Raw genomic sequence first — 25281 nt, 5'->3', positions numbered from 1 at the left:
AACATCTCAGAGATCCTTAAGAGCGATCGCAATGTAATGATGTTAAATAAGATTTGTCACGTAATTTTTCAATATAGCAGGCAGTTCTTCCTTGCTTATTTCATGCGTAACTACCTTTACCGTTAATTTCTCAGCTTCTTCCTCTGTTATTTCAATATCGTAATCATTCGCATTTAAAAAAGTCACCATAGCAGCAAAAGCAGCGCGTTTGTTACCTTGCTCAAAAGCGTGATTGCAGGCTATGTGAAATAGATATGCAGATGCCTGTTCATAAATTGTGGGATGCAAATACTCTCCCCCAAAAGTTACTTGAGGTGAGTAAAGAGCAGAGTCCAGCAAGCCTTCATTAATTATGTTTGATGACTCGCCAGTTTCACTTATGAGTGCTTCATGTATAAGGATTACGTCTTTTTTCCCAAGAAATTTAGGATGCTGCAAGTCTCTTGTAAACTGGTTCCCATTTTTTCATTGTTGATAGGAAGATTAACACAGTTTCTGATTCTTGAGGAGTTATGTCTCCTAAATCGAATGCGTTAACCTCCTTTTGGGAGAACGCGTTGACTCGTAACCCTGCTTCAATGAGTGAGTTTAGACTATGTTTTAGGGTTTCTAAGACAACATAGTTGATGTCTTTTTTGGGAGTTTCAGGGCTAACTGCGTTTTTGATTTCCTTATATAGAGCAACAGAAGCTGATGTCAGCAGTTCAATTGCTTTTTTCGCGTCTTCTCTCCAGTATAAAACCCAGTATCCGTCGTCTAAAATTTCCTTTAAAAAGAAATTGGATTTGACAAAGTACAGTACTGTTAACTCCCCAACGCTAGCTCTGTCGCGAATTTTTTCAAGCAGTTTGACAAATCTATGAAGTTTTTGTTGAAGTTGAGCTATCTCTTGTCTAAGCTCATCTTGTGAGATCCCTCTGGTACTGACTATTTCAGCTAGTTTGGCGCTGGTTTCATGTTGTGCATTAGGAAAATCCAGGTATTGCTGAAACCGCTCTATTTGTGCTTGAAGTGTTGAGATTGTTTCCTGTGTGAGCATGAAGTGTGGAGCGATTGCCTTGCTGGAAGGCTCTACTTGATTGGATAGCTAGTTACCAATTATAAAACAAGCGATCGCACTTTGCTGATTACTGTAACAGTAATCAGCAAACATGTGCCTACAGTTGACTGCGGAAGACAGCAAGTATCTACTGTATTGTCATATTCCCGCAGCTGCTACACTAGTGATGGAAAACCTAAAACAAGTAATAATCAGATAACTAGCGGTATATCCAGCAAACCTGAGTTAGGTGATTCCTACAAAAAAAACTATGAAAGCTGAAGCAGAAAACCATTTCAGGCTGACTTGTGAAGTAGAAACTACCCTAAAAGTGATTGGCGGACGCTGGAAAGTTTTGATTATTAGAGAATTAATGGCAGGCGTCAAACGCTTTGGTGAGTTGCAACGAGCTTTACCTGGAGTTACGCAAAAGATGCTGACCCAGCAACTCAGAGAAATGGAGGAAGACGGCATTATTCATCGAGAAGTTTATCCCCAAATTCCACCCAAAGTAGAATATTCTCTAACACCTTTAGGAGAAACTTTGCAACCAATTCTCTATGCTATGCACGAATGGGCTGTTCAACATTTAGCTCGAACAAATCACCATTAATATTGAGCATAGATAATAATTAATAATTAGCTACCTTATAATTTTAGCTAGCAGATTTCTCCAAATTAGGAATTACGAATTACGAATTATTTTATTCATTACTTCTTAAATATTCAATCGCTGCCTCTAATTTTGAGGGGTAACTTTCAGCAAACCTTTCAAACCAAAGTCCTTCAGACGAAAGCGGATCTACTTTGGCTAACCATTCTTTTGCTTCCACTTTCAAAGTCTCTAGTTGTTCGGCTTTGAGTTGTTCTTGTCGAATTCGTTCTTGTTCTAATTCTTGCTGTCTTTTTAACTCAATAGCAGCATCCTCTTGGGCAAAATCAGCCTTAACTTCTGCCAAAAGATTATCTATGAAAGATGACGACTTTGGCGATGATGGAATAAACGATTTGGGTGTGGCTGATTTTGACTGCTGTTGTGGTTGTACTTCTTTGTATTCAGTTTGGAGTTCAGCTAACAGCTTATCAATGGAATCCATTTTTGCAATTCCTATAAATGTTATAGCTAGTCGTTAATGGCATTGAGTAGCACTTCCGATAGACTCAAATCTTCCATATCTTCCATAGTAATTGTGTCACAGATATCAAACTTAGCACCAGCACTTTGAAGTTCGTCATCTAAGACTTTAAGAAAGCGGGTAGCTTGTTGATCTGTACCAACTTGAATAAAAGAAATGGCTAATTCTTCATCTCGATCAATACGACGAGAAGCTTCAATAATTACCCTCATTACTGCTTTGCGATCGTCCGGCTCACCATCAGTAACCACTAAAATTGTTTCACCATTTGGCTTGGTTTGACCGGCTGCTTTGCGTTGAAGGTAATCATCAGTTGCATGTTTTAACACACTTGCCAAGTCGGTTGTACCAGAGGGATCATTCTCTCGGAAAATTTGTGAGACTTTGCTGGATGTGACATTTTCGTATCGCTTAAATCTACCAGAAAATACATAGATGGTGATGCCATCCGGGTCAAATTGCTCACACTTACTAGCTAAAGCTAAAGTAGATTCCTGGGCTGCAACCCATCTAGTTCTACCACCCTTTTGATCTTGGGTTGCCATGCTACCGCTTTTGTCGATAATCAAGGTATAGTCACGATTTTCTAGCATTATTCAATTCTCCAATTAAGAATTAACAGTTATTGGACTTGGGTAAACAACACATTAGTCAGTTATTGCGTTTGTCAATACATCTACAAGACTCATTTCTTCTAAGTCATCTAAAGTGACGGTATCGCAAATATCAAATTTAGCGCCGACACTTTGTAACTGGTCATCCAAAGCTTTGAGGAACTTAGTTGCTTGGGCATCCGAACCTACTTGAATAATCGAAATTCCTAATTCTTCATCACGTTCCATCTGACGAGTAGCATGAATGATGACTTCAAACACAGCCTTGCGATCGTCTGGTTCACCATCGGTGATCACTAAAATTGTCTCTCCGTTTGGCTTGGTTTTACCGGCTGCTTTGCGTTGAAAGTAGTTATTGAGCGCATCCTGGAGTACACCAGCTAAGTTTGTTGTGCCAGAAGGGTCATTTTCGAGAAATATCTGGGCGACTTTAGCTGAGGTGACATCATCGTAGCGTTTAAATCTACCAGAAAACACGTAAACGGTGATGCCATCGGGGTCAAATTGTTCGGCCTTTCTGGCCAAAGCAAGAGTAGACTCTTGAGCGATTTCCCATCTACTTCTGCCACCCACTTGGTCGGGTGTAGACATACTACCGCTTTTATCAATAATTAATGTATAGTCGCGATCGCTCATCATAATCTTCCTTTGATTGTTACCCTGTGGTTCTAGTCTAATCTAGGAATTTGACGATACCGCAAGCATTTTAAGGTTTTGTATCAATTATGCTACCCAAAAAAGCCACGCCACAGTTGATGAATGCCTTGGTGAGCATTTACTGCAGGCATCGCCGAACCAAACCTAACCTCTTTGTTCCCCTACGAAAACAAAATCTTACCAATCCCCAGCGATGGACTGAGCGGTTAGTAAGCGGAGTCGAACCAGCTGGTGAGCGGAGTCGAACCATGTCGAAGTGTTCCCAATCCTCTGTTGCATCAATATTGAGTCTGGGAATAATAAATTATACTCACGCTGACACACACGGAGCTAAACAGCTTTTGTTTAGCTAAATTTTAGAGATAAATTCGGGTATGAACCATCCTAGTTTCTTAGATAACCCCGCGTCAAAACAAAATACGCAGCAGCAAAACTTCTCCTTGGCATTTCTGCATCAGACGATCAACACCATACCTGACCCAATTTTTGTCAAAGACCGTCAACATCGCTGGGTATTACTTAACGATACCTATTGTGATTTCGTCGGCCATAGCCGAGAAGAATTAATTGGTAAGTCAGACTATGATTTTTTTCTGCAAGCAGAAGCTAAGGTGTTCCAGGAAAAAGATGAATTAGTTTTCACCACAAATATTACTAATGAGAACCAGGATATTTTTACTGATGCTCAAGGTATAACCCATCTCATCTCTACAAAAAAGTCTTGCTTTGAGGATGAGACTGGTAATAAATTTCTGGTGGGTAGTATTCGAGACATAATTTTACAAAATGATGCCAGTATAGCTCCGGTTGTGACTGGCAGAGTTACTGATATTACCAATCTGATGGAAACCTGCAAGGCACTTCGGGAAACCCTAGAAGAACTGCGCCAACAAAACAAAGAATTAGCGATCGCTCGTGAAACGGCTGAATTAGAATATCGGCGTTACCAGGATTTGTTTGATCTCGCCCCAAATGCTTACTTAGTGACTGATGTAGGCGGCATCATCAAAGAGGCTAACTATGTAAGTGCAGCCTTACTATCTGTGAGACAAAAGTATCTAGTAGGTAAACCATTCATCCTGTTTATCGCTGAATCAGACCGCCAAACCTTTATGAACCAACTGGCAAATTTGCAGCAAGTGCAGGATTGGGAAGTCTATCTACAGCCACGAAGAGGTACAGCTTTTCCGGCTCGGATCAGGATGGTTGCGATGTATAATTCACAGGGTCAGCAGATCGGCTGGCGTTGGTTGCTTGGCGATATCAGCGAACAGCAAGCTGCGCTGCACAATCGCCAGCAAGCAGAGAAAGACCTACACCGCATGAATGCTGTACTCCAAGCTCAACAAGAAGCTTCCATCGACGGAATTCTAATTATTGATGAAAATCTTACAGTTACATCATTTAATCAGAAATTCTCCCAGTTATGGCAAATTCCTGCTGCAATCCTCGAAACATGTGACGATCGCCAACTTCTGGGATGGGTACTAGACAAACTAATAAATCCAGACGAATTTATGGCTAAGGTGGAGTATCTTTACCAGCATCCAGAGGAAAGCTGTCGTGATGAAATTTTCCTCAAGTCTGGAAAAATTTTTGAGCGCTATTCTGCACCCGTGCATAAACAGCAAGGGGCTTGTGGTGAGACATCATCTTTAGGAGACTATTACGGTAGGGTTTGGTATTATCGCGACATTACCGAATACAAGCAAGCAGAGGCAGAACTCAGGGCTTCAAAGCAAAGACTGGCGTTGCTAATTGAACAAACACCTTTAGCCATTATTGAATGGAATACCAACTTTCAGGTTCAGACATGGAATCGGGCAGCAGAAAGAATCTTTGGCTATACCACAGAGGAAATGCTGGGAAATCATTTTGAGATCATAGTACCTGAAAACGCTAAAAAGCACGTAAATGAGATTCTCATTGCCCTGTTAACACAACGTGGAGGAAGTTTTAGTGTTAACGAGAACGTCACTAAAGATGGTAGGACGATAGTCGGTGAGTGGTATAACAACCCGTTAGTGGCTCCTGATGGTCAGGTGATTGGCGTTGCCTCAATGGTGTTAGATATCACAGAACGCAAACGAGCTGAAGAGGAACAGCAAAAATTTGTAGCGTTGATTGAAAACAGCAGCGACTTTATTGGTATTGCTTCAATGGAAGGGCAAATTCTTTATGTAAACCCCGCCGGACTGAAAATGGTGGGACTTAGTAGCCTGGAAGCAGCCAAAACCAAATTCTTGGTTGATTTTTATTCACCAGAAGCTTTTGCAGAGTTTCAGCAACAAATTAATCCTTTGATATTTCAACATGGTTTCTGGCAAGGCGAGTTTCGCTATAAGCATTTTCAAACGGGCATAGAAATTCCCACTGATTGCAGCCTGTTTATGGTTAAACATCCTGAAACAGGAGAGCCTTTCTGTCGGGTAGCTGTTGTTAGAGACATCGCAGAACGCAAACAAGCCAAGGAAGCCCTGCTAAAGTCGGAAGCGCAATTACGACAACAAGCCGAAGAACTTAAAGTTGCACTCCGCGAACTTCAAAACACCCAAACTCACTTAATTCAAACTGAAAAGATGTCTAGCTTGGGTCAACTAGTCGCAGGAGTGGCACACGAAATCAACAACCCAGTTAATTTTATCTATGGCAACCTCACTCCTGCCAAGGAATACACCCAAGATTTACTTTCACTTTTGCAACTCTACCAAAGTAATTATCCTGAACCTGGGCTAGAAATTGAGGATTTTGCAGACCAAATCGAACTAGACTTTTTGAAATCAGATTTGCCACAAATAATTAACTCAATGAAAGTTGGGGCAGACCGGATTCGTGAGATTGTGCTTTCCCTGCGAACGTTTTCGCGCTTGGATGAAGCCGAAATGAAAGCTGTTGATATTCATGAGGGAATCGACAGTACTCTGATGATTTTGCAAAACAGCCTCAAGGGGAATGACCAGCGCTTGACAATTGAAATAATTAAAGAATATGGCAAACTACCGTTGGTTGAATGTTACGCAGGGCAGCTAAATCAAGTATTCATGAATATTTTGTCAAATGCGATCGATGCCTTGGAAGAGTCATTGATCATTTGTCCTATCCCTTGGGAAAATGCCGGAAACATAGAGCAAAGAACTTCCCCACAAATTTGCATTCGCACCCAACTACAGGAGCCAAATCAGGTAACAATTAAGATTACCGACAATGGGTTGGGAATACCAGAAGATGTTAAAAAACAACTATTTGACCCCTTCTTTACCACCAAGCCCATCGGTCAAGGTACAGGAATGGGTCTTGCCATTAGCTACCAAATCATTACAGAAAGACATGGCGGTTCCTTAGAATGTATTTCCCAGCTAGGACAAGGCGCTGAGTTTGTGATTAAGATTCCCCTGATCCAGAATACATCAACATAATTCGTAATTGATAATACTCGCCATAGGCGAGAAGCAAGCTACGTAATTCGTAATTTTAAAAGCTTTATCCCGTGAGTAAAAAAAAGTATTTCTGCTGCCAACAGCTACTTTCCCTGTAAAAGTAGTAATTACGAATTACGTTAGCGTAGCGTAAAGCCTTCTCTTTCAGAGACGCTAACGCGAACGGCATGGCTTCGCTTAGAGCGAGTCTGCGTACTCTGTAAGAGTTGCAAGCTACGCGCAGCGTCTCGTAGAGAGCGTCATTACGAATTAGTAATTATCTAAATGCTTCCACTTCTTCAGGAAGCTTCATTTGGTCGAGAATTCCCCAAATTTCCTGTAACATTGGCTCTAACCCGGAGCGAGTAACCGCTGAAATCACAAAAACCGGGGCGTAGGAGAGATGATTAAGTTGGGTGGCTAACGCCTCCAAATCGACGGTTTCCCGATCGACTGCATCAATTTTATTCAGCGCCAAAATTTGCGGACGTTCTGCTAAACCCCGTCCATAAGCTTGTAATTCTTCCTTAATTGTGTTGTAGTCTCTAACCACATCATCACTAGTGGCATCAATTAAGTGAAGTAGCACCCGCGTGCGCTCGATGTGGCGCAAGAAATCATGTCCCAGCCCTGCCCCGTGAGCTGCTCCTTCAATTAGTCCGGGAATGTCGGCGAAAACAGTACCATCGCCAGTAGGTTTCCGCACTACACCCAAATTTGGAATGAGAGTAGTGAAAGGGTAATCTGCGATTTTTGGACGTGCAGCTGATAAAGATGAAATTAAAGTGGATTTACCAGCATTTGGTAAGCCAATAATCCCCACTTCTGCCAAAAGTTTTAACTCCAGACGCAGCTGCTTTATTTCCCCTGGTAATCCTGGGAGGGCATATTCTGGGGCGCGGTTACGGTTACTCAAGAAATGCTGATTTCCCAGTCCGCCTTTACCACCTTGGGCAATCAGCAAAGTCTGCTGAGGTTCAATTAAATCCCCCAGCAGTTCGCCAGTTTCAGCATCATAAATGGTTGTACCGCAGGGAACTTCAATAATTAAATCCTTTCCTCCTGCTCCGGTGCAGTTACTTGGCCCGCCACGAGTACCCTTTTCTGCCTGAAAGCGATGGTTGTATCTGAAGTCCAACAAAGTTTGTAGGTTTTCTTCGGCAACGAAAAATACCGAACCACCTCGTCCCCCATTACCACCAGAGGGGCCGCCAGTCGGCACGTACTTTTCTCGCCGGAAAGCGACAATACCATCGCCGCCCTTACCAGCTTCAACTTCAATTTTTGCTTGATCGATAAATTGCATCTTTCTACAGTCCTGTTAGCGGATAGCTAGGGTTTAACCCGTGCTGAGTTACTGGGCGAGTTATAAATTATAAGTTTTAAAATCTTATTCCTCACTATTTACTTGTAACTCACACTCCTTACTCCCCTGCTCCTTTTGCTTAAGATATGGCAAGATATAAAGTTGTAGCTAACCGCCTACGTAGAGGTTTAAAGTGGATACCATTGCAATTCCTGCTCTGAATCGGCCAGTGGATGCCACGGTAGAAATTCCTGGTTCTAAAAGTCTTACCAATCGAGCGTTGCTTGTCGCTGCTTTGGCGCAAGGTGACTCCATTTTAGAAAATGCTTTATTTAGTGAAGACAGTGAGTATTTTGCCAAATGTTTAGAGCAATTGAGTATTCCCATAACTCTGAATCCTAATCTGGCTCAGATTCAGGTTGCAGGAAGGGGAGGCGACATCCCAGCTAAACAGGCAGATTTATTTGTGGGTTTATCAGGTACTACGGCACGGTTTATTTCGGCGCTGGTGGCACTGGGTAATGGCGAATATCGGCTAGATGGCGTTCCTCGGATGCGAGAACGACCGATGGGTGACATGCTAACGGTGCTGCAAACGGGTGGAGCAACTGTTAATTTTGAGGGAAACTCTGGGTTTATGCCCTACACCCTCTATAGCCAGGGATTCGCTGGCGGAAATTTTCGCTTGAAAGCCAACCAAACAAGTCAGCAACTTTCGGCATTGCTGATGATTGCGCCTTACGCTCAACAGGATACGATTTTTGAGGTTGAGGGTACATTGGTTTCTCAGTCTTACATCAAAATGACCTGTCGTCTGATGGCAGACTTTGGCGTAGAGGTGATTCAAATCAGCGATAATCAGTTTCAGATTAAAGCCGGTCAACGTTACCAAGCTCGACATTACACAGTAGAACCCGATGCCTCAAATGCTTCTTACTTTTTTGCCGCCGCCGCTGTCACGGGTGGACGGGTGCGGGTAAAACATTTGACCAAACAATCCTGTCAAGGTGATATTCTGTGGCTGAATGTTTTAGAACAGATGGGTTGCCAAATTAAGGATTCGGATGACTACACCGAAGTGACAGGGCCGAAGCAATTGCAAGGTATCGACATTGATATGAATGATATATCAGATTTAGTGCAAACATTAGGAGCGATCGCCCCCTTTGCCAGTTCCCCGATTACTATTCGTAACGTAGAACATATTCGATATAAGGAAACTGACCGAATTAAAGCTGTTGTCACAGAGTTGCGGCGGCTAGGAGTTGAGGTTGAAGAATTTGCCGATAGACTGAAAATTGAACCTGGTCCCATTACCCCGGCAGCAATTGAAACCTATCACGATCATCGAATGGCGATGGCTTTTGCTGTCACTGGCTTGAAGGTTCCAGGGATTGTAATTAAAGATCCTGGTTGCACAGCGAAGACTTTTCCAGATTACTTTACCCGATTCTTCCAAATGTTAGAGCAATAAGAGCTATTTTTGCTAAACTTACTTTTTCAGTGCCAAAGTTAAGCCATCTGCGATCGCTACTACACTAAGACTTACTCGCTGGTCTTGATGCAGCTTTTGATTAAAGGCACGAATTCTTTTAGTTCTATTATCTTGCACTTGGGGGTCGGCAACCCTGCCTGACCACAGAACATTATCAATCGCAATCAATCCCCCCGGACGCACTAATTGCAGCGATCGCTCATAATAGCCATCATAGTTGCTCTTATCTGCATCGATGAAGGCAAAATCAAAAGTCTCTGCTTCTTTTGTTGCCAGTAGCCGATCTAAAGTCTGCAAAGCTGGGGCAATGTGCAGTTGAATTTTATCCGCCACTCCTGCTTGCTGCCAATAACGCCGAGCGATCGTTGTAAATTCCTCACTAATATCACAGGCTACCACCTTACCGTCCCTCGGTAATGCCAATGCTACCACCAGGGAACTATAACCTGTAAATACCCCAATTTCTAAAGTTTTCTTAGCTCCCAGCAACTGCACCAGTAACGCCAAAAACTGCCCTTGTTCGGGAGCAATCTGCATTCTCCCTATTGGATACTGGGCTGTTTCCTGTCTGAGTTGGGTTAAAATTTCTGGTTCTCGGAGAGAGACTGAGAGTAAATAGTTGTGGAGGTTTTGTTCGAGTCCTAATGTTTTAGTTGTCATGGGGATTGGGCATGGAGAATAGCGAATGAGTTTTCGATACTCGTAGACGAGTCTTTTTTACTAGTGGACGAGTCTTTGATACTCGTGGATGAGTCTTTGATACTCGTGAATGAGTCTTTTTTACTAGTGGACGAGTCTTTGATACTCGTGGATGAGTCTTTGATACTCGTGGACGAGTCTTTGATACTCGTGGATGAGTCTTTGATACTCGTAGACGAGTGTTTTTTACTAGTGGACGAGTCTTTGATACTCGTGAATGAGTCTTTGATATTCGTGGACGAGTCTTTTTTACTCGTGGATGAGTCTTTGATACTCGTGGACGAGTCTTTGATACTCGTGAATGATTTTTTTAAAGCCAAAATTATATTTAAATGCAACTCAGTATGATAAGCAAAGCGATCGCTCAGGATATTTTAAATCATGCCAAACCTTAAAGAAGATGATAACGCTCTGCATGAGGTGTTGACCCAAGCTGTGTATTGAGATGAAAGCTTACTCCACCGATCTACGCCAAAAAGTCATTGATGCCCACAAAAATGAAGAAGGCTCTCAACGACAACTGGCGAAACGATTTAGCGTGAGTTTACAGCTATTTTCAGGTAAATAGACCAGGCGGTAGGGGCGCAAGGCCTTGTGCCCCTACAACAGATGTGGTTCAAATACATGAAAACGGCTGTAAGTTTTGTTCAGAGCCTACTTAGGCGATTCCATTTTTGTGGCACAGTTGAAGTAGCGCTCAGTGATGTTCGTCATATATGCAGGAGGTGGCAAATTACTCTTGTCTCAAACTTATTGCTTGTTATTAACTTGAGGCTGTCTTTGAATCAAATCAACTGTACCACGCCGTAATTCCTCAACAGTTAGTATCTGGTTCAAGCGCATCAATTCTGAGATAGCTGCTGTTTCTGTATCCCGATGGCTGGTTGCAACTGCCAAGACTTGATTGTTTTTGATGTAAAAAGCAATGAATTCCTGTTTTTGCAAATCTCCATCTACAATTATTTCATCCCAACTTTGGGCGTGTCCGATGTAGCGCAACGGAAACTTGAATTGCATTGTCCAGAACAAAGGAAGCCCTCTAAATTTGACTGCTTTCCCTACCATGTTATGAGCTGCAATTCGCCCCTGCTGTGCTGCAACTCGCCAATGTTCAACGCGAATCGATTCGTTTGTACGCCAATCGGGATAACGGGCAATATCACCTGCGGCGTAGATGCCATCAGCTGCACACAAGTATTCATCAACAACAATACTGCTATCTTTAGCATGCAAATCAACACCCTCAAGAAAGTCTGTTGCAGGCTGTACACCAATTCCGAGAACTACTATATCTGCTTGCAAGCGATCGCCATTATCTAAAATTACAGCTTCTACCTTGCCGTTACCTTCAAACTGTACCGCTTTTCTACCCAACTTAAAGGAAACGCCGTTTTCTTCATGGACTTGCTGAAATAGTTTGCCGATTTCCTCGCCAAGGGTTTTCTTAAAAGGTACAGAATCCGGCGAAACAACAGTTACTTGTAAGCCATGCTGACTCAGCCCAGATGCCGTTTCCATGCCGATAAAACTGGAGCCAATGACTACCGCTTGTCCTTTTTGCTTAATTGCTGCCAAAATCCGATCGGCATCATCAAAGCTGCGTAATGTCAAAATGTTTTCCAATTCTGCACCTGGAATATCTAGCTGGCGTGGCTTTCCTCCTGTTGCTACCAGCAAGGCATCATAGGTTAACGAATCACCACTGCTGAAGGCGATCGCTTTTGCCGATGTTTGTACCTGTTCAACTCGCTTATTCAACAGCACTTCAATGGCGTGTTCTTTGAAGAAATCGGGCGATCGCAGGGGCATTTCCTCAGAAGATGTCTTACCAATGAAGTAGTCTTTACTCAGCTTTGTGCGATCATAGGGCAGCTTATTTTCCTGAGTAATCATCACGATTCGCCCTTGATATCCAGCTACTCGCAAAGCTTCTGCGGCATGAACACCCGCTGCACCTGCGCCTAAGATGACAAATGTCCGCCCATCAACGTTGGGATCAAATTGCGCCATTGCAGGCGATCGCAATCCTTTAGTTTCCTCTGGTACACTGACAATGACGTTTTCACCTTCAATGTGTACTTCATAGCAAGCTAAAGCATCCAAGCCAGGTGGCTCTAGTTGGTCGCCAGTCGTCACGTCAAAATAGGCATTGTGCCAAGGGCAAACAACATGATGTCCACTCAACACCCCGTCTGCCAATGGCGCTTTATAATGAGCGCAGTGTGCACCGACGGCATAAAAGTTTCCATCTATACGACTCAGTAAAATTTCTGTTTTGCCGACAGACACCTGTCGCATTTCACCATCATTTAGATCGTTGATATTGGCAACAACTGCTTCTATCTGTTTCATAATTAACTCTTAAATTAAGAATAAGAGTTATACCAATTCTTTAAAATCCTGCAATAGATTTCAACCCGGAAAACCTGATGCAATCTGAGTACAGATGCAAGGTTTTACACCCATTCATTATGAATTGATATAACAACAAACAACTTGCATATTATGTTCAGAACTAGTAGTCTGTCAAACCGACTTTGCTGGGTTTATGGTAAGAAAATCAAGTTCTTTTCTTCCCCTGCTCCCCCTGCTTCCCCTGCTTGCCTTCACCCGTCATTTTGTCGAGTACTACTTTCCCCTACACCCGCTTCGCTCACAAACTAGCAACCGAGCCACCATCTACTCGATAGTTAGAACCAACCACAAAGCTTGATTGCTCAGAGCAAAGGAATGCAATCACAGCCGCTACTTCTTCTGGTTTGCCACGTCGTTTGAGTTCGATATGAGGGCGCTGTTCATCAAGGAAACTGTCAATTGCCTCATCAAAGCTGACATTAAATCTTTTTGCTAATTTTCGTTGAGAGCCTTCTTTATAGATATTCTAACAATCATGTAAATTGTTATTATGCAAAAAGCGTAGTTTACCGCACTTCGACAAGCTCAGTGACCACCGTAGGCATCGCCCAAATATCCTATGTGTTTTTATATTGCATACCAAGTTTTTGTTTGAGTTACTTGCTTAAACCCTTCTAGAATAAAAACTATATGTAGGTAATTTTATTACTAAACTTGTTTCTATTCTGGGAGGTATGATGAGCCGTCCAATAATTCTTGGTATTGTCGGCGACAGCGCTGCTGGTAAAACAACACTAACGCGAGGAATTGCTCAGGTACTCGGCCCAGAAAATGTCACAATCATCTGTACAGATGATTATCACCGTTACGATCGCCAACAACGTGCAGAAATTGGCATCACTGCCCTTCACCCTGACTGCAACCACTTAGATATTATGCAGCAACATCTGTCGCTGCTACGCACAGGACAACCAATTCTTAAGCCAGTTTACAGCCATAAAACCGGCAAATTCGAGCCACCACAATATATCAAGCCGAATAAATTCGTCATTATTGAAGGATTACTCGGTTATTCTACCCGTGCTGCTCGTGATTCCTACGATGTTAAAGTTTACCTTGCACCCCCGGAAACACTACGCGCTAAGTGGAAAGTTAAGCGAGACACCCAAAAGCGTGGCTACACAGATGAACAGGTATTAGCGGAATTAGAAAAGCGCGAACCAGATTCAGCAGAATTTATCCGTCCGCAGCGGCAATGGTCTGATATAGTCATTAGTTTTTATCCACCTACTGAGGACGATGATGAAAGTAATGGACACCTGAATGTTCGTCTGGTACTTCGTCCAACAATTCCGCACCCAGATTTTACCCAGATTATCAACTCTGGCTATGGGAATTCTGACTCTGCGATCCGCCTGGGGCTAGACAGGGATATGAGTAAACCTGTGGATGTTTTAGAAGTTGATGGTCATGCCACTTTAGAACAGGTAAATAAGCTAGAGCATATTATTTGTTCTGATATGCCCCATCTACGAAATATTTGCGATTGTGAAAGTAATCCAGAACTGGGTAAAATTGCTGGTACAACTGGAGAAACACTGCAAAGTTATCCTCTGGCTCTGACTCAGTTGATTATTACCTACCACATGCTGAAAGCAACGCAAATTTATCAGTGATCAGCGAAAATGAAGGGGTTTAAAGGGTTTGCGATCGCTACCTTGCAGTTTACCTTAAAACACAGCTCAATGCTTGAACCAGTCATTTCGTGTAGTGTGGGCTGATAAAGTTTTTGTAGAGAAATTTCATTGACAAAACTTACTCAATTCTGGTTCTGTACTTTGGGGCGATACGAACATAATTAGGATCGAGAAAGTCGATTAAGTCAATTAACTTACTATGAATAGCAATGATTCGTTGTTCATCAGTCTTTGATTTATTCGCCATTATTTCAATGTCACCTTTGAGCGTCATAAACCATCGGGCAAACTCCGGGTCGCTCATTTTTTTAACGAATGTAGCATAACCAATACACTCATATCTATTTGATTCGTCTTTGGTGCGAGACACTAGCATAATTTCCCCAATAGCACGCTGTTCACCATTAAAAAGTCGAAAAGTAGGTTCAAGGCTATCTGTTCCGAATGCCTGAGTAATATTTACGAACAGTTCACTTAGACGACGATTCATTTCAAGATCGCCCAGATCCAAAAATTGGATTTCTCGCCGCAAAATCTCGACCCATCCAAAAAACTCTGCAATGACGTACAGTGTGTTATGAATAGTATAATCTTGCTCAGATGGCGATCGGTGATAAAAGTGTTGCAGAAATCTTCTTTGACGAATGTTAAACAGACGACTCTGAAGATCAATTGCTGCTCGTAATAGTGGATCTCGATACTTCGACATCAAGGCAATAGTCTTAGCTTCACGTGATTCAGCTTCACGTTGCTTGGCGAGTCGGTCGGTAAGTTGTGTAACACGAGTTTGCCCATAAATGCTGATAATGGCGCTAATGATTGCGACAATTGCAGCCATGATGGCAGTGATAATTTCAGGCTTCATTGTGACTATGTTCCTTAAACTGATTAATGTTAAGAGCAAGATATGCAGCCCGTAGAAACTTACCAAGGTTAAAGATTTTCTCAAATAAAGATGATTTTAAGAGCAAACAAGGGATAAATAAAGATAGTTACATCTTTAGTGGCTATTCTTTTAGTTTGCTATGACCTATTGCCTCAGAATTGCCGACCTACCTACAAATGAGCGTCCGCGTGAGCGATTAATGACGCATGGTGCCAAAATTTTAGCCACAGCCGAATTAATCGCAATTCTTCTAGGCACTGGTCAAGGGCCGGGAAAACTATCTGCTGTGGGTTTGGGACAATATATTTTGAGCGAATTAGGCAAACACCAACGCGATCCTTTGGTAGTTCTGCGAGAAGTTAGCCCTGCTGAGTTGATGCAAATTTCTGGTGTTGGTCCAGCGAAGGCGACAAGCATTTTAGCAGCAATTGAATTGGGTAAACGCGCTTTTCAATCTCGTCCCAACGATGGCACATTAATTGATAGCCCGCTTGCTGCTGCTGCTACCCTCAGTCAAGATTTGATGTGGCAGACACAAGAACGTTTTGCAGTGGTGCTATTAGATGTCAAGAATCGCTTATTGGGTACGCAAGTAATTACCATTGGCACAGCAACCGAAACCCTAGCCTCTCCCCGTGATATTTTTCGAGAAGTTATTCGTCAAGGTGCAACGCGGGTAATAGTTGCCCACAATCATCCTTCTGGGAACCTTGAACCCAGCCAAGAAGATATAGAATTGACGCGTCAGTTGTTAGCAGGGGCGCAGCTTTTGTGCATTCCAGTACTAGATCATTTGATTTTGGGCAATGGCAATCATCAAAGTTTACGGGAATTGACAACCTTATGGGATGAGCATCCACAGGGGGATTAAAATAATTCGTAATTCGTAATTAAAGACTTGTGAGAATTGCAACCCGCAGATTCCCGACTTCTTTAAAAAGTTGGGGATATTGTTTCTGCGCGTTTGATTTAGGATTGCTATGTTACAACTTATTTGCTTTCCTGCATATTTCTGACTATTTTAGTCACTAGCTTTCTGGGAGTAAATCTTACAGATTCCGCAAGGAGCTTATTTTTAATTCCAGGAACAACAACAGTTTTGTTTTCAAATAGACCACGATAGCCGATTTGGGCTACCGTTTCCGCAGTCATAATTTTTTGACCGCTTACCAATTTTGAGTCTTCCATTGCGGCTCTTTGTTGAAAACCAGATTCTGTAGGGCCTGGACAAAGTGCCGTCACTGAGACACCTGTACCTTCTAATTCATTAGCGATCGCTTCTGAGAACGATAAGACATAGGCTTTACTCGCGTAGTATACTGCCATCAGTGGCCCTGGTTGAAAAGCAGCAGTAAAGGCCAAGTTTAATATTTTTCCAGACCCCCGTTTAACCATACCCTTGAGAAATAACTTAGTTAAATGTGTCAGACATAGTCAAAAGGTTTTTGGGGAGTTCTGCCTAATAAAGGCTCATGGAGACTTGTCCAGTAATCGCTGCACATCCCAATGTTGACATAGACGCGTAGTGAGGCATTTGCCACTTCTGTAGAGTCCGCACCATCCTTGAGAATATGATTAACATTTTTGGTTGAACCATCATTCATTACCTCTGGATATGTGGGGCGATCGCCTTGTTATCAAGTGGTGTCGAAACGACACGCAACTACATTTTATTTCGCAAAGCATTTTTGCATCCACTGTTCAATTTTTTATGGAATCGTGTGAAAAAGCAATTACCTCCTCAAGCATTTAGTGGTAAGTAACCGTCACTGCTCGACTAAAACTGAAGCCGGGTTTGGAAGACAATTTCAAGCAGGAATTTCAACCTGTAATAGCTCTCACTCTTACAGAAGAAGGTTGTATTAATTATAATTTGCACCAATCTGTTGACGACCCATCTTTGTTTCTGTTACATGAAAACTGGGTTAGTCAGGAAATTTTAGCTCAACACTTAAAGCAGCCGTATATTAAAGCTTTAGGGGAAAAATCAGGACAATTTTTAGTTGAACCACCTGAAGTCAGGTTATGGCAGCAGATTGCAAACAATCCCTAGTTGGTGATAATAATGACATCAAGGGTGTTATTGTATGGTGCAATTGGCTATGCTGGAAAACTCATTGCTGAATCTGCTAAAAATAACGGACTGGAATTAATTTTAGCTGGACGTAATCAAAGTTTACTAGCAGCAGTAGCCAATGAATTAAGTTTGAACTTTCAGGTTTTTGGCTTAGATGATCCGCAGGCAATCGCTTTGACTCTGGGTTTGCTGGTAGGATTGCCGAGCTATGGTAGCGAGTACTGGCTTGTTCCATTCTGAACCCACACCCTGAACTTGCTAATTTGGCATGAATGAAGAGAGAATCTATCAGTCAAGTCAAACTAATTTTCCAAAACGCGATAGTGGATGTTACCGAATTAGTCAAAGTTTCAATTATTCTCTTGCTCGTTGCTACAGGTGTAGCTCTGCTGTCCCGGCAGTTGCGAATCCCTTATGTTATGGGTTTAGTATTAGCAGGTTTGCCCATCACTGAGCTATTATCTCGGCCGATTGGTTTAAATCCAACCCTTGTTTTGGATCTTTTTCTGCCAATTCTCTTGTTTGAAGCTGGAATCAATACAGATGTTAGTCGCCTACGCAGCACCTTTAAACCAATTGCCCTTCTAGCTGGGCCAGGGGCTGTGCTTTCCAGTGGTATTATTGCCGTCCTGTTGAAATTTGGACTGGGATTGAGTTGGATACCTGCCTTATTTGTAGGAGTAATGCTGGCAAACACTGATACAGTTTCCATGATTGCCATCTTCAAGGAAATACCGGTGCCTTCCCGGCTTTCCACCATCGTTGAAGGAGAAACCTTATTTAACGATGCTGCTGCCCTAGTTACGTTCAACCTGGTTTTGCAAGTATATTCGACAGGTTCACTCACCTTACTACAGGGAATCCAACAATTCCTATTTATCTCTCTAGGAGGCTGCCTCGTGGGGTTAGTCTTAGGCTATTTGAGCATACCTGTATTCGCCCGTTTGGATGATCCCCTTAGCAGTCTATTACTGACGGTAGCAGTTGCATTAGGCACTTTCCAGGCTGGAGAATTTCTAGGTGTATCAGGTGCTGTTGCCGTAGTTGTAGCTGGATTAATTTTCGGGAATTTAGCGCTTTCTCGCAATACTTCTGCTTCTAGTCGCATCACCTTGTTGAGTTTCTGGGAATATGCCGGTTTTACCGTCAACACCTTTATTTTTCTGTTGATTGGTGTAGAAATAGACCTGGTAACGCTCTGGAGGACTTTACCTGCAATTCTACTTGCAGTTTTAGCTTATCAAGTCGGGCGGGTTCTTACGGTCTATCCACTGCTAGGAGTGGTTCGTTGGTTCGACCGCCCAATTCCGTTACGCTGGCAACATTTACTGTTTTTAGGTAATATCAAAGGTTCACTCTCAATGGCTCTGGCATTGAGCTTACCTACAACACTGCCAGGGCGAGAAGTCTTGATAGCTATAGTCTTCGGCTGTGTACTGGTGTCGTTAGTGGGACAGGGTTTAAGTTTGCCTTGGGTGGTAAAACGCTTAAAATTATCTAAATTTTCCGAAGTTCAACAACAGGTTGAAGAGTTGCAAGCCCAGTTGATGACGGGTAAAGCAGCACAAGATGAATTAGACAGCCTGTTGAAATCAGGGGTATTACCAAAAGCCGTTTATGAAGAGATGCGTTCGGCTTATCAGGTACGAATTGCTGGTGCAGAAAAGACGCTGCGGGAACTATATAATCGTCGCCCTGATGAGGTGGAAGGTAGAAGTGGCAAGAGCAGTAAACTTGAAGCCATTCGCCGACGTTTACTGCTGGCAGAAAAAGGAGCGCTCAATGAGGCAATGCGGAAGCGAATTCTCTCAGAAGAAATTGTGCGCGGGCGGATACAAACTCTTGATGAACAATTACTGAAATTAGAAGATGATTAAATATGGGGCATTGGGCATGGGGCATTGGGTATGAGGGATAGTCTGAGCTTCGTTGATGAACCTTTGAGCTTCGTGAGTGAACCTTTAAGCTTCGTTGATGAACTTTTGAGCTTCGTTGATGAACCTCTGAGCTTCGTGAATGAACCTTTGAGCTTTGTGAGTGAACTTCTGAGCTTTGTGAGTGAACCTTTGAGCTTCGTAAATGAACCTCTAAGTTTTGGCTAATTAAGATTTGTTGCCTTCAGTAAGAGATTGAGTCACAGACTCAATGAATACATTCCCATGCAGAGCATCGGAACGAGGAATTAACTTAATTACGAATTACGAATTACGAATTACACGTTAGCGTAGTAGCAGTAGCGAGTCTGCGTACTCTGTAAGAGTTGCAAGCTACGCTTTTAGCGTCTTGTAGAGAGCGTCATTATGAATTATTTTAAAAGCGATCGCTTATTGTTATTTTGATTTTTAATTACTCTACCAGGACTGATAAAAGAAATTCCTTGTTGAAAGTCAGTGCCAATCATCACCGCTTCCACTATCGGTTCGGATATTTCTGTTTGGGCTACCCACTCGACAATGAAGTTTGCGCCTAAACCTCCACTGCTATCATTTCTATTGATAAAAAAATCTGTGGAAGCTAGGGCATCAAGTTGTATAGGGCGCTCCAAATACTGCTTAACTAGTTTCCCTTCTGAGTTATAGTAGCGTACGGAAGTAATAATAATCGGATTGGTCAAATCTGTATTCCGAATACTAAGCGTAACTGCTAACTCAAAAATCTCTTGGCGATTGTGATGATAGATATGAGAGTAGACCGGAACATAAAGAGTTTGACTGCTTGCTATCTTAAAATTATTATCCAGTGTCACTGTTTTTTGGAATGGGGTTGCTGGAATGGCATCGGGTTGCGACTTAGGTGTTGATTCACAAGATGCAAGAATAATAACAGCGATCGCTAAATAAATATATCTATACAGCTTCATCAAAACTCACCAATTTTTCTTATATGTGTAGCTAACCCTACCTAATAAACAGTTAGGTAGGAACTGCGCTCAACATCTTTGTTCAATAAAATCAATGACTTGATGTAAAGATCCTGGTTTAGTCACAATCAGCACAGTTGAATGAGGTTCCAGTATTGTACTGCCGTTAGGAATCATCAAATCTTCGTGGGGATGGGATTGATAGCCAATAATTAGCGAACCAGAAGGGAATTGCGAATCCTGAGCAATTTCGGCAACGCTACGACCAGCAACATAGCAATTGTTGGGGATGGAAAGTTTCAGAACCTCAATCTGTCCCTGCTCAAAATGCATCATTGATTCTACTTGGGGATACTCGATGGCATTCACCATTGTTGAAACCGCTAGTTCAACAGTACTGATGATATGGTTGGCTCCAGCTATCCGCAGTGGTTCAGCAAAATCGGGGTGGCGCATCCGACTTAAAAGGTGGGGAACACCATAATGTCTAGCAAGAGTTACCATTGCTAAGTTTAGGGCATCACTTCTGAGGACAGCTGCCAAGGAGCCGGCTTTGCGAATCCCAGCTTCTAGCAAGACTTCTGTACTCACAGCACTGCCTTCAAAAGCCATTGCTCCTACTTGTTCGCGGGCGTAGCGGCAAGCGATAGGATCAATGTCAATTACGGCAACAGTATGTCCTAGTTCTACCAGTTTTTGCGCTAAACTTAAGCCCACTAAGCCTGCTCCACCGATGAGTACGTACATGATTCCTGATATTCTTTGAATTTTTACTTCAGTTTACAGGTTAACAAATAGTCATTTGTCATTTGTCATTAGTTATTAATTCTGCTCCCTCTGCTTCAGAATAGCTTGCACAGCGATTCGATGTTTTTTATTTGAAATCCTTTAGCAGTACTGGAAATCACAAAATTATTCGAGCGGAGGTTTTTTTAATTGCAATTTTTGAATTGGTATTTTTCGAGTAACTCTTTAACTTGAGCGGACACCAAAGGATGTGGATCTTTTTGTAACTGGGGGAGGATTTGCAGGAGAACCCGATATGAAACCATATTTAAGTATGCGATCGCAGCTTCTCTGACAAAGCCGGTTGGATGACGCAAACTCATTAAAATCTCAGAACTGGTCAGTCGGATGCGAGTCACTTGAGCATAATGAAAACAGCAAGCTAGACACCAGTCAGAAAGGAAATTACCTAACATCAGCAATCTGTGGAGGCGATCGCTAACTACCATGTTCTCATATTCTACGAGCTTGGCTTCGACAAGATATTGTAATTTTTCTGCCTGTGGTCGGTTATCTAAAATATTCAGTAATAAAGACTTTGAAGACAAAGTTACGGTATGCTCTAAGATTTCTAACCCCCGCGCTAAGTTTACCACTGAGAGCGATCGCAGATTGAAGGATGCTGCCTGCATCTTTTCTGGCGAGTAAAGCAGTTTCAGTAATAGTAGCAGCCGCTCTTTCACATCCAATTCTAATTCTATAAGGGCGCGTTGCAGTAATTCCGAGACAATCACAATCCTCTGATTGAATTGATGATTTTCTTTTTGGTCTAATGTTTGGAAGTCAATGTATGCGGCGTAAATTTCACCTAAAAACTTTAATTCTTGCTTAATTAAATTTTCTACCCGACTTTCATAAAATCGATCTACTAAACCTTTAAGTCCTGGTTGTTTGTGTATTTTTAGTAAGCTGCGAAGAATATGATCCCTAGTAGTACCCCAGGATGTTTCCAAGTTTTCCCATAAAATCTCCAATGCTTGCTGGGTTCCGACTTGAGCAATGGTGCGCCAAGCATACATCCGCACTACTTCTGGTTTGTAAATATTGATAGCCAACCGCAACAGCATTTCTAAAGCTTCATTTTCTAGCCGCACTAGGGCTGACATAGCTGTACTGCGGGTTGATTTGTAATAAAGTGCTGCAATCAGTGCCGAATAGTACTCTTCTAAATGGGTGGCTGCAATCATTTCTAATACGGCACAGCGCACCCGTAACGACTCATCTTGTAATAAATTCGGGATGTGAATCCGTAATGCCTGTAAATAAACTGCTTCTCTAAGCGCTCTAACTCCATTCACCCGTTCCCGTTCTTGCTTATGAGTCAGCATCCGGCGCATGGTTTGGGTAGCTGCTACCTTTTGCATGGGCGTTCCCTGGCGTAAGACTAAAGCGGCGGCGGTAGCGCGGATGAGTGAGTTTTGGCGGGGGTGTAAATATCCTTCTAAGAGGCTTAAATTAGGATTTGGTTCAGCCAGCCAAACGTAGCGCAGCGCTAAAGCAAAAACTTCGGGGTTAGTTTCTTGGGATTCTTCTAACAAAGGCCGGATGGCGGCTAAATAAACCGGATTTACACCTCCCATCAGCATTACTTCCAAACTTTGGCGCTGCAAATCTGGGGTTAACTTCATTAGTAGCGGTGCTAAAACTTCCGCAGCTCCTTGGGAATCAATTTGGGCTAAAAGTTCAATACAAGAGCGTTTATCAGCCTCACTGCCTTTTTCTGCTAAAGCTTTGACTACTCCCTGTTTAAAAAATCGTAAGCCGACATTGGTTGCGCTCAAGTGACCCCGTGCCACACTCAAGACTAACAGTTCCACATAGCGCGATCGCAATTCCCAAACTACTGTTAAACAAGTGCCAGTTATCAGCATTGTTTCTGCTACCAACACCCATTTTTGTAGTGGTTCGGGTACAAACCGCCCACAAAACAAGATAGTCACAAAAATTAGCGCTCCTGTCAAACCTGTAGCGATCGCTTCGGCAGTTCCGCCAGATAAAGTCTGCATCCGGCTGCGAATTGCCTCTGGAATCGGTTGGTACAGAATGGGGCCGCTACTCATGACAAAGGTGTAGCGCAGAAGTTCATCGCAGAATTTGACAATTATCAAACCCCAGAAAAAGCTTTGCGATTGCATGGCTGGAATTAAATGCAGCAATACCAGCACTCCTGGGAGTGAAAAGCCGACGGTGATTGGTAAAAGTGTGGCAGTAAAAAATACCCCCATTCGTTCAATGAGTCGGCTGGAAATAAACCACTGCAACAACAACTCACACAGTCCCAACATCCCACCAAAAAGACCCAAAAAGCTCGCAAGTTCTCGGTCGCTCAAATTGGATTGGAGTTCGCGCAGATACTGAAAATCTATTAACAAGCCAATGACTTGCAACAAACCCACAAAAGCAAATAACTGGCAGACGTAACGCTTCAGCGGACTTTTAATGAAACGCTCTCGTGAAGCTTGTTGTTCAGGAACTAGTCTTTGTGGGGTTTCAGGAAAAGCTGCTCGATAATGATGAGTTAAATAAAATAGAATCCCCGATCCTAATAAAATCACTATACAGGCGATGAGGATGATCTTATTCAGCGTGGTGTATTGCACTAACCAAGGTAAACTAAAACCACTGATCACATCTGCTACTAAAAGCCCACTACTCACCAGTGGGTAAGTCCGTTTAATCTCCCGAATATTAAATATTTGGTTGGCGACAATGGAGGTGTTAAGGTCATTGACCACATAAAGTGCATCTACCCACAGCCGCAGCAGAAATGCCGAAATAACTGCCAGGTAGGAAAAATGATATCCCCAACGTAATACAACTAATAAAACTAATGGCATCAACATGCAAGGTGCGATCGCCACAATTACCCGACGTAAGGGAAAAATCTTTTGCAGCCAAGAGTATAAAAAAACCAGTCCGGCACTCATTGCCGCACTAGCAATATACATCCACGGCAGTAGATGAGTCCCATATTCATCCAAAAATAGCGCCACCGTACTGTCTTCTGCCCACCGCAATCCTACACATATAATTGTGTAAAAAAGAAACATTATCTGGGTTCGTTCGCTCTCCTCTGGTCGGAGATTCACCCACTGTAGTAGTCGTGGTAAAGCAACTTTATTTGCAGCCAACCAGTGATTTTTCAGTTCCATGCAGTTTTATTTTCTGGTAGTATCACCGCGCATTAAGCATTGGGCATTGGGCACTTGTACTGAGCGTTCGCGTAGCGTCTCGTAGAGAAGCCGAAGTATTAGGCATTAGTTATTTCTCCCCTGCCCCTCTGTTTTCTCATCCCCTGGAAATAGCAAAAGTCCTGAGCAACTGAGTACTATGTTTCCCATTCAGCCTTCAGGACTATCGATTTTAGATAAATTTAAACGACCTTAGAGCTTTGGGCGCACAGATATGCATCCAAAGCCCATATTGTATTCAATTAAAAAAGGAAAAAATCCCCTGACTTATAGCCAGGGGATTTTCAAACTTGGTCTATTAAACAGTTAGAGAATTATTTTTTAGGCGAGATGAGCATCATCATGTTTCGTCCTTCTTTTTTAGGCGCTTGTTGAAGCTCACCAAAAGGCTCCAAATCCGTTGCCATTCGCTTGAGCAAATCTTCTGCTAGGTCGCTGTGTTGAATTTCTCGACCCCGGAACATCACAGTCGCTTTGACTTTATCACCATCTTTCAAAAAGCGCTCTGCTTGCTTAACACGCACATTGTAGTCATGTTCTTCTATTTTGTAGCGCATCTTAACTTCTTTGACATCAGCCGTGTGCTGCTTTTTCCGGGCTTCCCGCGCTTTTTTTTCCTGTTCAAACTTGTATTTCCCGTAGTCCATAATCCGACAAACCGGCGGGTCAGCTTTATCGCTGATTAGCACCAAATCTAGCTCTTTTTCTTCTGCTAGTTGTAGTGCTTCCTGTGGGGGCATAATTCCCAGTTGGGCACCGTCAGTGTCAATTACCCGAATTTTCGGGAAGCGAATTCGTTCGTTAATTTGGGGCAGATCGCGAGTTCTTTTCTTCTCAATCACAGCCATTATGATTAGTGGGAGCTCTTAAATGAAGGATTTGGTGTGGTCTAAATTGGTATGCCTCAGAGGCAAAATACAGAAGTAACTCAGGACTGAAAACATAGTCTCCAGTTCTAGGGTAACTAATCTATAAAATAGTTGCCTCGTTGTATTTGTCATTTTACTCAGTCTGAGAGAATTTCTCTGCAATAATTAATCTAAATTAGACAACCTAGACTCATATTA

General features: G+C 42.6%; 25 protein-coding genes and 2 pseudogenes. 11 read left to right on the top strand and 16 right to left on the bottom strand.

Annotated features, from left to right (window positions below):
• Positions 1 to 42: 42 nt before the first annotated feature.
• Positions 43 to 438 (bottom strand): type II toxin-antitoxin system death-on-curing family toxin, encoded by a 396-nt coding sequence (locus V7K60_RS07405; RefSeq protein ID WP_334924214.1) that lies wholly within the window; start codon positions 436 to 438, stop codon positions 43 to 45.
• Entirely contained in the window at positions 425 to 1039 is a 615-nt protein-coding gene (locus tag V7K60_RS07400) for a hypothetical protein (protein ID WP_334924213.1), read from the bottom strand. Before V7K60_RS07400 ends, V7K60_RS07405 begins: the two co-directional genes overlap by 14 nt.
• Positions 1040 to 1310: 271 nt before the next feature.
• Here V7K60_RS07400 and V7K60_RS07395 point away from each other — a divergent pair, with 271 nt between their 5' ends.
• A complete protein-coding gene (locus V7K60_RS07395) occupies positions 1311 to 1652 on the top strand; it encodes a winged helix-turn-helix transcriptional regulator (RefSeq protein ID WP_334908199.1) in 342 nt (113 codons plus the stop codon).
• A 91-nt stretch (positions 1653 to 1743) separates the two neighbouring features.
• Here V7K60_RS07395 and V7K60_RS07390 read toward each other — a convergent pair whose 3' ends face one another.
• From V7K60_RS07390 to V7K60_RS07380, 3 genes are read right to left on the bottom strand one after another with little or no spacing between them, the layout of a single operon-like run.
• Complete coding sequence (locus tag V7K60_RS07390; protein ID WP_334924211.1) at positions 1744 to 2136, bottom strand: salt stress protein, Slr1339 family; 393 nt, start codon at positions 2134 to 2136, stop codon at positions 1744 to 1746.
• Positions 2137 to 2162: 26 nt separating this feature from the next.
• Entirely contained in the window at positions 2163 to 2768 is a 606-nt protein-coding gene (locus V7K60_RS07385; RefSeq protein WP_334924209.1) for a vWA domain-containing protein, read from the bottom strand.
• 54 nt (positions 2769 to 2822) lie between these two features.
• Positions 2823 to 3428, bottom strand: a complete 606-nt coding sequence (locus V7K60_RS07380; protein ID WP_104910068.1) for a vWA domain-containing protein — start codon at positions 3426 to 3428, stop codon at positions 2823 to 2825.
• 392 nt (positions 3429 to 3820) lie between these two features.
• Here V7K60_RS07380 and V7K60_RS07375 point away from each other — a divergent pair, with 392 nt between their 5' ends.
• Entirely contained in the window at positions 3821 to 6862 is a 3042-nt protein-coding gene (locus V7K60_RS07375) for a PAS domain-containing sensor histidine kinase (RefSeq protein WP_334924207.1), read from the top strand.
• Positions 6863 to 7139: 277 nt separating this feature from the next.
• Here V7K60_RS07375 and obgE read toward each other — a convergent pair whose 3' ends face one another.
• Entirely contained in the window at positions 7140 to 8168 is a 1029-nt protein-coding gene (gene obgE / locus V7K60_RS07370) for a GTPase ObgE (protein WP_334924205.1), read from the bottom strand.
• 193 nt (positions 8169 to 8361) lie between these two features.
• Here obgE and aroA point away from each other — a divergent pair, with 193 nt between their 5' ends.
• Positions 8362 to 9642: a 3-phosphoshikimate 1-carboxyvinyltransferase gene (aroA, locus tag V7K60_RS07365; protein ID WP_334924203.1), complete on the top strand. Its 1281-nt coding sequence runs from the start codon at positions 8362 to 8364 to the stop codon at positions 9640 to 9642.
• Between the two features lie 18 nt (positions 9643 to 9660).
• Here the strand turns inward: aroA and V7K60_RS07360 are convergent, their stop codons facing one another.
• Positions 9661 to 10323, bottom strand: coding sequence for a class I SAM-dependent methyltransferase (locus V7K60_RS07360; RefSeq protein WP_334924201.1), 663 nt, complete (start codon positions 10321 to 10323; stop codon positions 9661 to 9663).
• Between the two features lie 63 nt (positions 10324 to 10386).
• On the opposite strand from V7K60_RS07360, the gene V7K60_RS07355 reads away from it, so the two are divergent.
• Entirely contained in the window at positions 10387 to 10710 is a 324-nt protein-coding gene (locus V7K60_RS07355; protein WP_334924199.1) for a hypothetical protein, read from the top strand.
• A 97-nt stretch (positions 10711 to 10807) separates the two neighbouring features.
• Positions 10808 to 10930, top strand: coding sequence for a hypothetical protein (locus V7K60_RS07350; protein WP_334924197.1), 123 nt, complete (start codon positions 10808 to 10810; stop codon positions 10928 to 10930).
• Positions 10931 to 11112: 182 nt separating this feature from the next.
• Here V7K60_RS07350 and V7K60_RS07345 read toward each other — a convergent pair whose 3' ends face one another.
• Complete coding sequence (locus tag V7K60_RS07345) at positions 11113 to 12714, bottom strand: FAD-dependent oxidoreductase (protein ID WP_334924196.1); 1602 nt, start codon at positions 12712 to 12714, stop codon at positions 11113 to 11115.
• Positions 12715 to 13015: 301 nt separating this feature from the next.
• Complete coding sequence (locus V7K60_RS07340; RefSeq protein ID WP_334924404.1) at positions 13016 to 13177, bottom strand: SDR family oxidoreductase; 162 nt, start codon at positions 13175 to 13177, stop codon at positions 13016 to 13018.
• A gap of 277 nt (positions 13178 to 13454) precedes the next feature.
• Here V7K60_RS07340 and V7K60_RS07335 point away from each other — a divergent pair, with 277 nt between their 5' ends.
• Positions 13455 to 14393, top strand: a complete 939-nt coding sequence (locus tag V7K60_RS07335; protein WP_334924402.1) for a phosphoribulokinase — start codon at positions 13455 to 13457, stop codon at positions 14391 to 14393.
• A gap of 139 nt (positions 14394 to 14532) precedes the next feature.
• On the opposite strand, the gene V7K60_RS07330 is transcribed toward V7K60_RS07335, so the two are convergent.
• Positions 14533 to 15279 (bottom strand): hypothetical protein, encoded by a 747-nt coding sequence (locus V7K60_RS07330; RefSeq protein WP_334924194.1) that lies wholly within the window; start codon positions 15277 to 15279, stop codon positions 14533 to 14535.
• A gap of 160 nt (positions 15280 to 15439) precedes the next feature.
• Between V7K60_RS07330 and radC the strand changes: the two genes are divergently transcribed.
• Complete coding sequence (gene radC, locus V7K60_RS07325) at positions 15440 to 16171, top strand: RadC family protein (protein ID WP_334924192.1); 732 nt, start codon at positions 15440 to 15442, stop codon at positions 16169 to 16171.
• Between the two features lie 119 nt (positions 16172 to 16290).
• Here the strand turns inward: radC and V7K60_RS07320 are convergent.
• Positions 16291 to 16734, bottom strand: a pseudogene (locus V7K60_RS07320) (SDR family NAD(P)-dependent oxidoreductase); the annotation flags it as partial.
• Positions 16725 to 16904 carry a hypothetical protein gene (locus tag V7K60_RS07315; RefSeq protein ID WP_334924190.1) on the bottom strand — a complete coding sequence of 60 codons (180 nt, stop codon included), beginning with the start codon at positions 16902 to 16904 and terminating at the stop codon, positions 16725 to 16727. The gene V7K60_RS07315 and the pseudogene V7K60_RS07320, both read right to left, overlap by 10 nt.
• Positions 16905 to 17071: 167 nt before the next feature.
• Between V7K60_RS07315 and V7K60_RS07310 the strand changes: the two are divergent.
• The 4 genes and pseudogenes from V7K60_RS07310 to V7K60_RS07295 form a co-directional block, all read left to right on the top strand.
• Positions 17072 to 17353 (top strand): annotated as a pseudogene (locus V7K60_RS07310) (putative quinol monooxygenase); the annotation flags it as partial.
• A gap of 12 nt (positions 17354 to 17365) precedes the next feature.
• Positions 17366 to 17617 (top strand): hypothetical protein, encoded by a 252-nt coding sequence (locus tag V7K60_RS07305; RefSeq protein ID WP_334924188.1) that lies wholly within the window; start codon positions 17366 to 17368, stop codon positions 17615 to 17617.
• An 83-nt stretch (positions 17618 to 17700) separates the two neighbouring features.
• Positions 17701 to 19254, top strand: coding sequence for a cation:proton antiporter (locus tag V7K60_RS07300; RefSeq protein ID WP_334924400.1), 1554 nt, complete (start codon positions 17701 to 17703; stop codon positions 19252 to 19254).
• A 30-nt stretch (positions 19255 to 19284) separates the two neighbouring features.
• On the top strand, positions 19285 to 19479 hold the full coding sequence (locus tag V7K60_RS07295) for a hypothetical protein (protein WP_334924186.1): 195 nt from the start codon (positions 19285 to 19287) through the stop codon (positions 19477 to 19479).
• 203 nt (positions 19480 to 19682) lie between these two features.
• On the opposite strand, the gene V7K60_RS07290 is transcribed toward V7K60_RS07295, so the two are convergent.
• From V7K60_RS07290 to infC, 4 genes are all read right to left on the bottom strand, one after another.
• The gene (locus tag V7K60_RS07290) at positions 19683 to 20237 is read right to left on the bottom strand and encodes a DUF3124 domain-containing protein (RefSeq protein WP_334924184.1); all 555 of its coding nucleotides are present in this window, start codon (positions 20235 to 20237) and stop codon (positions 19683 to 19685) included.
• Positions 20238 to 20306: 69 nt separating this feature from the next.
• The gene (locus V7K60_RS07285; RefSeq protein ID WP_334924182.1) at positions 20307 to 20984 is read right to left on the bottom strand and encodes a potassium channel family protein; all 678 of its coding nucleotides are present in this window, start codon (positions 20982 to 20984) and stop codon (positions 20307 to 20309) included.
• 185 nt (positions 20985 to 21169) lie between these two features.
• Positions 21170 to 24175 (bottom strand): MFS transporter, encoded by a 3006-nt coding sequence (locus V7K60_RS07280; protein ID WP_334924180.1) that lies wholly within the window; start codon positions 24173 to 24175, stop codon positions 21170 to 21172.
• Between the two features lie 353 nt (positions 24176 to 24528).
• Entirely contained in the window at positions 24529 to 25062 is a 534-nt protein-coding gene (gene infC / locus V7K60_RS07275; protein ID WP_104908867.1) for a translation initiation factor IF-3, read from the bottom strand.
• Positions 25063 to 25281 lie beyond the last annotated feature (219 nt).

This window comes from Nostoc sp. (genome assembly GCF_036917555.1).
Lineage (GTDB): Bacteria > Cyanobacteriota > Cyanobacteriia > Cyanobacteriales > Nostocaceae > Nostoc.
This window is presented reverse-complemented; position numbering and strand designations above follow the sequence as displayed.